A 7,905-nucleotide genomic window follows, 5' to 3' on the forward strand; every position below is an offset into this window, starting at 1 on the left:
CCTTTTATCGTGTAAACTATAATCATCTTCACTATTATACTAAACCAGAACGGAACAAATGAGAATGAAATTCGTACATTTCCTCATCCTCCACTGAATTGACAAGAGTACACACAGACGTATAGAATCACTATTAATCATTTCTACTATTATAAACATTTGCCGCTACTCTAAAAGGAGAGATCATATGAGTCCTAATAAAGACGAGTTAAAAAAAGATATTGAAATCGCCAGTAAAAATTCACCCGCTGACGTCGTCATTAAAAACGGCCGTATATTAGACGTTTTCAATTTAGAATGGCTTGATATGGACATAGCTCTCTCCAATGGAAAAATCGTAGGCCTGGGTCAATATGAAGGTAAAGAAATCATCGATGCAAAAGGTCGCTATGTTTGTCCTTCCTTCATCGATGGCCACGTCCATATTGAATCTTCTATGGTCCCTCCTTCTGAATACGCCAAGGTTGTCCTCCCGCACGGTGTAACATCAGTAATTACCGACCCTCATGAAATCGCTAATGTGCTCGGTCAAACAGGTATCGAATTCATGATTGATAATTCCGACCAGCTGCCCCTGGACGTCTATTTTATGCTTCCCTCTTGCGTACCCTCTACACCTTTTGAAAATGCCGGAGCAGTCCTGAAAGCAGAGGATTTGGAACCTTTTCTTACGAACGAAAGAGTACTCGGCCTTGCAGAAGTAATGGATTACCCCTCCTTAGCCGCTGGAGAAGATTCAATGGTAGATAAGATTATGATGGCTCAAAGAGAAAGCGGCAAAATTGATGGGCATTTAGCCGGTCTTGAAACGAACGCCATTAACGTCTACCGTGCAGCTAGCGTCAGCACGGACCACGAATGCAACACCTTAGAGGATGCAAAAGACCGTTTAAGACGCGGCATGTACCTTCTTATCCGGGAAGGCTCTGTAGCCAAGGATCTCTCTAACTTGATCAGTGTCGTTACTCCAGCGAATGCTAGAAGATGTCTTTTCTGCACGGATGATAAGCACCTTGATGAACTCACTGACGAAGGAAGTATTGATCATCATATTCGTTTAGCGATTCAAGCAGGAGTATCCCCTCCTCAGGCGTACCAAATGGCCTCCTTGAATGCCGCAGAGTGTTATGGTTTAAAACATAAAGGTGCTCTAGCTCCCGGATATGATGCAGATTTTTTAATGGTAGACGACCTTGAAACCGTAAAAATATCTGAAGTGTATAAAAGAGGCAAGCTGATTGCTCAAAATGGAACGTACGTTGGTGATAATGATTCAAAAAAAGCACCGTCCCCATCCATTACATCCACTGTACAATTTAAGGATCTAAGTGAGGAAAACATTTCTATCCCCATTGGTGATGGAAAGAAAGCAAATATAATTAAAATCAACCCAAATCAGTTGAAGACGAATAAAGTTGTCGAAGAGGTTCAAGTGAAAGATGGTATGTTTGCTCCATCAATAAAAAATGATCAATTAAAAATGATTGTGGTAGAAAGACATTCACTGACAGGCCATGTAGGGATCGGGATCGTCAAAGGCTTCGGATTAAAAGAAGGAGCGATTGCTACAACCATTGCCCATGATTCACATAACATCGTCGCAGCAGGCACAAATGATCAAGATCTAATAACAGCCATTCAATCACTAAAGAAATTTCAAGGGGGATTGGTTGTTGTTAAAAATGAGCAAGTAATAGCTTCTCTTCCACTACCGATTGCTGGCCTTATGTCAGATCAGGATTTTACAACAGTCAATAAAGGACTAAAGACCATCAAAAAAGCTCTGTCTTCGTTAGGATTCAAAAGTGCATATAATCCATTTTTGACATTATCCTTTCTGACCTTGCCTGTCATCCCATCCTTAAAGCTTACGGATACAGGGTTGTTTGATGTTGAAACATTCAAGCACATTCATGTTTCACTCTAATTAACTCCGCAAAGTAAAAAAAGCTATTGGAAGAGGATGCTCACTCCAATAGCTTTTTTAAATCTCTCCATATTCCTCTATAGCTGACTGAATCGCTTGTACGTAACGATCGAAGGCAGCTGTCTGATTAAATGGATCGTTTCTCGAACTATAATCGATCTCTCCATCTTTAAAGAAGGCCTTCCTTTGTGCTGTCGTCAATTCCAATTGTACACCTTGTCCAGTTTTGGATTGATTCACGATATTTTTAGGGTGATCACCGTCCAAGTCTTCAGGAGCATCTTCAACCGTGAACCCGTTTTGTTCTAAGCTGCTGGCTATCAACTCTTTTAAATCCTTATTTAAGCCCCCTAGAAGAGTTTTTGGCACTTCACCCTTAGTACCATGTATAGAAATATGATGATCCACAGCACTCACCATTCTTAAAGCTGCCGGCTCATCGAAGTGTGTGGAAGTTATATGTAGATTATCAAAGTTACCCGAACTTAGTTTGCCTTTAAAGGTGTAAAAATTATAACGATCACCAGCAACGGCGTCAGCCACCTGCGAAGTGACTTGCTCAATGCCTCCTCCATGAATGGCGCTGACTAGCAGCTTACTGCTTGAATCATCGCGCGTTTGAATCTCCCAATCTTCGCCTTCTTGATACACCTGCTTTAAATCTTTAAAGCTGCAGAACCGGTCATGACAAGAGGCTTTTTCATTCTGGAACACTTTTAGATCTATCATTAATATAATTGTTGTTAAAATAGAGGCTGCTGCAACTCCAGATACTACTAAGACTTTTCCCATTGAAATTCACCTCTCAATTTCTTAGTCTCTCATTTTAACACTCTAATAAGAATTCGGGTATAAAAAGTGGTCGAAGAAGAACTAACCAACGCTTGTTTAAAAGATCTAATTTGCACATAAAAAAAGCGACTCTCTAATGAGAAAATCGCTTTTTTCCTATTCCAATCGTTACCTAGCCGATTACATTCCTACACCAATTGAGAACCGTGGCTGGCACCTCGATACTCAGAGAATAATTAACCTAATAAAGAATTAATTTGGCCAAGTAATGAATCTAATAGACCCGTTACTCCATCAAGCACTCCACTAAGCAAACCATTTGAATCAAGTAGACCAGCTACCTGGCACAATAGATTCCCAAGAAGATTTCCCGGTCCTGGGACAGCGGTAAGGTCAAGATTAATTTCTGAAAGATCAAGCTGCAACCCAAGTAAATCAAGGAAGATAGGTCCAAGATCTAAATTGAGAAGATCACACTCAGATTGAGCCTGGGAAACTTGATTTAAAGAAGCCGCCTGTGAAGCGCTTCCCTCTGCCCCTTCATTCAAGGTAGCTGGAACGTCTTCAAACGTTTCTTTTACATCAGTAGTCGTTCCATCTGCAGAAACTGCCTCACCCTTTACAACACCGCTCATGAGCAATCCTTCTTCCTCATCATAGGAAAGGTTATCAATCGTTACCTTACCATCAAATGTTCCGCCATCTTCTAATGTACCCGTCACATTTAAATTTTTAAGTATTTTAGAACCTGTAGTCGAAGAAGCAGCCAATGCACTAAAAGGAGTCAGAAACAAAGTACTAACCAAAGCGATTGTGAGAGCGACAGCAATAGATCTTAATTTCACTAAAAAACCTCCATGTTTGTTTTTGTAAGCGTTGTCATTAGAAATTATTGCCAGCCTTTAATTGTTTTCCCGGGATAACATATGTAAAACTGAATAACTCAATTTAATAGCAAAATGAACATTTCAAACTAGACACGCAGGTTCTAAAATACTATATAAAGAAAATAAACTATGCGACCTTCGTTCAGGGTAATTGTATATTTGAGTTCTTAGCTTAATCATAAAAAAGCTCACAACAATAGTGTTGAGAGCTTTTTACTTTTTTTATTATTAGTACCGGTGGCCGGGGTCGAACCGGCACTCCGTGAGGAACACGATTTTGAGTCGGAAAAGTTTCCTCTGTACTAAATTTAATTATCGTTAATTTCAGTGATATTAAGGAATTCTACAGTTAATTGGTCTATTGTTCTTTTTAATGATTCACACGATTTATATAACACTATTCATTATAGCCGTAACATTACTGTTAATCAATAAATGATATTAAGTTCGTTCGTCATCAGTTTCAGAATACTCACCTTCTATGATGTCAGGGTCATCACCGGCTGAATACTTACTATCCAATCTTGATTTTGCATATCCACCTATTAAAGTTGCAATAATTGCCAATAATCCTACTCCCGCTTTATCCACCCAATCTTTCCAGCTTTTCCTCGCCTTCTCAATTTTTTCGCTTAATTCTCGTATCTCTCCATATATTAACTCAATCTCTTTTTCTGATAAATTCTCTTTATCTAGCCTAACAAAAAGTTTATCAATAGTATCTTTATGAGTATCAATAACTTTTTCATGAACTTTACGGTTATCTAAAGATAAACTTTGCATAAAAACCAGTAAGTCCTTCCCTAATTGAGGTGATTCTAAAAAATCTTTTCTAATGCTTTCTTCTAGTTCTTTTCTTTGTTCCTTTGTTAACTTAATTCTTTTACCAAGAACACCGATAATACTATCCATACGTTCCTTATGATGTTGTTCCTTAAGTTCATTTTCTAGTTTTTTCCTTCTGTTTTTCATTTCTTCTAATTCTCTATCCTCTTCATATTCTTCCATCATTAAGTTCCCTCCCTCTTATAATTCTTTATATTAACTTTACCATAATATCCCATTATAGTTTTGTATTTATTATGTGTACACAGCATATAGTTGATCCACTATATTAGCCTGCCCCTGACTACTTCCCATTATTAGATATCAAGGTTTTTCTTTAGAGTGGGATATTGATAGTATTTTACTAGGCTATGTAGCTTTTAGGATTAAGTTGACAAATAAACTAATTTTGAGATCCTGATTTATGAGGATAAAAACATTGCTTTAATCCCCTTTATTGGATAATATTGTAATATAAATAGTTATACATGAAAGGATGGCGGGCAAACTGTTACTCAACCTCCCTTTACCTAAGAGAGTTTACAAGTTTATGAAACCTGAACACTTAGCACCATTAGAAAGAGAAAAGAATTTTCGGATTAACCATCTAAATAACTACCAAGAAGAAAAATTAGGACAAGAAATTGGCGACAATGCTGAAGGAACCTCTAATTTAAGGTTCGAAATTGGTGATTACACTTTCAATAATGGCAATAGAGTAAATAATAACTTTGAGACTGCTTTTCATAATATGCAAAGTGGTATAAGTATAGATAATACATCTAAAGTTACACTACAAAATGTAGCAATTGAACAATCCATAGTTGATAGAAATTATTTCGTACTTTGTACTTGTTTGGAATATGACGAAAAAGTGAAGAGAGAATTTGGAGGGGCAACTTAGTAATAGAGGACTTCCCTAAATTTTTGTATGAGATCAATAACGAAATGCTTAGTCAGGGAATACAACCTTTCTCTTTTGGAAAATGTAAATATGTTAGTAAAAGAGAGAACGTATTTACTGAATTCGATAGAGATTTCGTACTGGACACACCTTTCTTAATAAAAGAATTGAGGTATAGTTACCAAAAAGAATTTAGACTTTTATGGAGAAACAAAAATAATGATAAGATCTTAGAACCTACCTGGATTAAGTGTTCAAAAGCCTTAAAATACTGTACATTTGAATATTAAGCTAAGCTGGATGCAATTATTCCAGCTTTTATTTTGGTCATTTAAGTGACTTTTTTAATAAACCCCTTCTCTTAACTTATTAAATATCCCTTATCCAACATCACTGGTTCATATAAGCACTAAGGACTGCACGATTAAAGTTCACTTAAATAGAAATGGTTAGTGAATAGTCTCTAGATACTCAAAGATGATTAACTCTCAATTAGCTGTAGGTCTCGGTTAAACAAAAAATAACGCCCCTAAGGACGTTACTTGTTACCCTCCATTAACATCAGCAATCCCATAGTCTCAGACACCGTTTTGTCTGAACCTTCTTCTTCCTCACCTAACAGGCTACTAACGATACCCAAATACTCACGATCTATAATTGAATGACCAGCCCTTTTCTTGTTTCAGTTCAAAGATCAATTTAGACCTAAGCACCTGTCTTTCATCCTCGGAGTAGGCTAACCATTCGTCAGCAGTTAAATTCAATATTTCCTGTGCTGTCAGTTCTTCTTCCACTTCTTCTACTTCTTCCTCTACAACTTCCTCAGGTTCTTCTTCTATTTCCTCACTAGTTTCACTTTCAGTGTTAGTATCAGTTTCAGTAGCCTTAGGGGTTTCAGTTTCCTTTGCAGCACTCTTTGATTCAGTAGCTTCACCGTCAGAACAAGCAGCCATTAAAATTACGATAAGAACAGCACTCATCATTTTTAACACATTATTAGCCCCCTTATGATATAAAAAAGACTGACCATTTCAGCCAGTCGTAGTAGTCATATATTAGTAGCCGACTTGATCAGCACCGTAATTAGCTTGATCAGTGGTGAATCCGTCAAATTTAAGTTGATCAATAAGTCCACTTCTTGAAAAGGACATAGTATCAATGTAAGTTTCAGCCGACTTTACAGCTTGTTCCTTCCAATCAACTTCAATGTTATCAACAGCAAAGGTAGCTTCATCTTTTGAGTAACCGTCAAATTCTAATTGTTCTACAAGCCCACTTTTAGAAAATGCCATAGTGTTAATGTACATTTCAGCAGAACCGATAGCGTTTTTCTGTCCCAAAGTCATATCAGGTTCAGCAGGTTCTTCTTTCTTTTCCTCTTTAGATTCTTCCTCAGACACAGTTTCAGTAGCATCAGTGTCCTCAGGTGCTTCACTTGCCTTAGCTTCGGCAGGCTGTTCCTCAGTGACATTATCTAATGTATCTGTAGTAGCTGTGTCGTCCTCTCCACCACCAACGATAGCGAACACCACGATAACAGCGATTAACCATACCCACCATTTCTTATAGAAAGGTTTCTTAATCTTTTCTTTTTTCATTTTTCTCCTCCAAATTAATTTATTTATTATTTCAGGAATAATTTTACCATAAAAAGGGTGATAAAAGGTATATATTTTCTTATAAAATATGAATTATTTGTTAAAAATATTATGTGAATATGGGTAAAAAGTTTCGAAAAGAGTACAGATATTTTCAAGACACTAGAACACCGTATATAGACATCCCCATCCCCCTATACCCCTATATCTTAGTTATCAGATTAAAGATGATCTCAGTACATTGCTAAGATTAAAGGGGATACTTGCCTTTTAGATTCTTCTATTTTTCTCACTATGTTTACTTTCTTTCTATTGTTAATTCATTAAGGTGTTTTTACATCTAGCCATTATGACAATTCCCCTTTCTCTGTGAACACGATTAGTGCACACGATTTGAAGTTATATTGTCATGTGAATAAGAGCCATTAAAACAAGAAAAAACGCCTTCCTACATTACTGTAGAAAGACGTTAAAAACGTTGATATTGCTTAATTCTTCTGTAATTGACGTTTTATAAAGTTAGTACCGGTGGCCGGGGTCGAACCGGCACTCCGTGAGGAACACGATTTTGAGTCGTGCGCGTCTGCCAATTCCGCCACACCGGCATAATCTTATTGGAGGCGGCAACCGGAATCGAACCGGTGATAAAGGAGTTGCAGTCCTCTGCCTTACCGCTTGGCTATGCCGCCATATAAGACCACTTTCGATTACGATTGTATCATATTCAACTCATCTTGAATATGTGTCTCATGTATCTAATGGAGCGGGAGACGGGATTCGAACCCGCGACCCCCACCTTGGCAAGGTGGTGTTCTACCACTGAACTACTCCCGCATCAGATGGCTGGGCCAGCTGGATTCGAACCAGCGCATGACGGTACCAAAAACCGTTGCCTTACCGCTTGGCTATGGCCCAATTAAGGATTTATTCAGATAAAAATGGGGCGGCTGATGGGAATCGAACCCACGAATG

Annotated in this window: 7 protein-coding genes and 5 tRNA genes (1 of these 12 cut by a window edge); 2 read left to right on the forward strand and 10 right to left on the reverse strand. The window is 37.8% G+C overall.

Annotated elements, in window-relative coordinates; translation table 11 throughout:
- The first annotated feature begins 187 nt into the window (after positions 1-187).
- The gene (gene ade, locus ACRYKC_RS18810) at positions 188-1,927 is read left to right on the forward strand and encodes an adenine deaminase (protein ID WP_433809180.1); all 1,740 of its coding nucleotides are present in this window, start codon (positions 188-190) and stop codon (positions 1,925-1,927) included.
- A gap of 57 nt (positions 1,928-1,984) precedes the next feature.
- Here ade and ACRYKC_RS18815 read toward each other — a convergent pair whose 3' ends face one another.
- The 3 genes from ACRYKC_RS18815 to ACRYKC_RS18825 form a co-directional block, all read right to left on the reverse strand.
- Positions 1,985-2,719: a poly-gamma-glutamate hydrolase family protein gene (locus ACRYKC_RS18815; RefSeq protein ID WP_433809182.1), complete on the reverse strand. Its 735-nt coding sequence runs from the start codon at positions 2,717-2,719 to the stop codon at positions 1,985-1,987.
- Positions 2,720-2,955: 236 nt separating this feature from the next.
- A complete protein-coding gene (locus ACRYKC_RS18820) occupies positions 2,956-3,564 on the reverse strand; it encodes a hypothetical protein (protein ID WP_433809184.1) in 609 nt (202 codons plus the stop codon).
- Positions 3,565-4,047: 483 nt separating this feature from the next.
- Entirely contained in the window at positions 4,048-4,614 is a 567-nt protein-coding gene (locus tag ACRYKC_RS18825; RefSeq protein WP_433809186.1) for a hypothetical protein, read from the reverse strand.
- 367 nt (positions 4,615-4,981) lie between these two features.
- Between ACRYKC_RS18825 and ACRYKC_RS18830 the strand changes: the two genes are divergently transcribed.
- Positions 4,982-5,335, forward strand: coding sequence for a hypothetical protein (locus ACRYKC_RS18830; RefSeq protein ID WP_433809188.1), 354 nt, complete (start codon positions 4,982-4,984; stop codon positions 5,333-5,335).
- A 644-nt stretch (positions 5,336-5,979) separates the two neighbouring features.
- On the opposite strand, the gene ACRYKC_RS18835 is transcribed toward ACRYKC_RS18830, so the two are convergent.
- The 7 genes from ACRYKC_RS18835 to ACRYKC_RS18865 form a co-directional block, all read right to left on the reverse strand.
- On the reverse strand, positions 5,980-6,327 hold the full coding sequence (locus ACRYKC_RS18835; RefSeq protein ID WP_433809190.1) for a hypothetical protein: 348 nt from the start codon (positions 6,325-6,327) through the stop codon (positions 5,980-5,982).
- A 63-nt stretch (positions 6,328-6,390) separates the two neighbouring features.
- Positions 6,391-6,933 carry an Ltp family lipoprotein gene (locus ACRYKC_RS18840; RefSeq protein WP_433809192.1) on the reverse strand — a complete coding sequence of 181 codons (543 nt, stop codon included), beginning with the start codon at positions 6,931-6,933 and terminating at the stop codon, positions 6,391-6,393.
- 523 nt (positions 6,934-7,456) lie between these two features.
- Positions 7,457-7,538: transfer RNA gene (locus tag ACRYKC_RS18845), tRNA-Leu, on the reverse strand.
- A gap of 10 nt (positions 7,539-7,548) precedes the next feature.
- A tRNA-Cys gene (locus ACRYKC_RS18850) sits at positions 7,549-7,622 on the reverse strand.
- A 70-nt stretch (positions 7,623-7,692) separates the two neighbouring features.
- Positions 7,693-7,767, reverse strand: a tRNA-Gly gene (locus ACRYKC_RS18855).
- Positions 7,768-7,773: 6 nt separating this feature from the next.
- Positions 7,774-7,848 (reverse strand) — tRNA-Gln (locus tag ACRYKC_RS18860).
- 24 nt (positions 7,849-7,872) lie between these two features.
- Positions 7,873-7,905: transfer RNA gene (locus tag ACRYKC_RS18865), tRNA-His, on the reverse strand; it runs 43 nt beyond the window's last position.

Source organism: Halobacillus sp. A1-3, from assembly GCF_050971765.1.
GTDB classification, from domain to species: Bacteria; Bacillota; Bacilli; order Bacillales; family Halobacillaceae; genus Halobacillus; species Halobacillus mangrovi_B.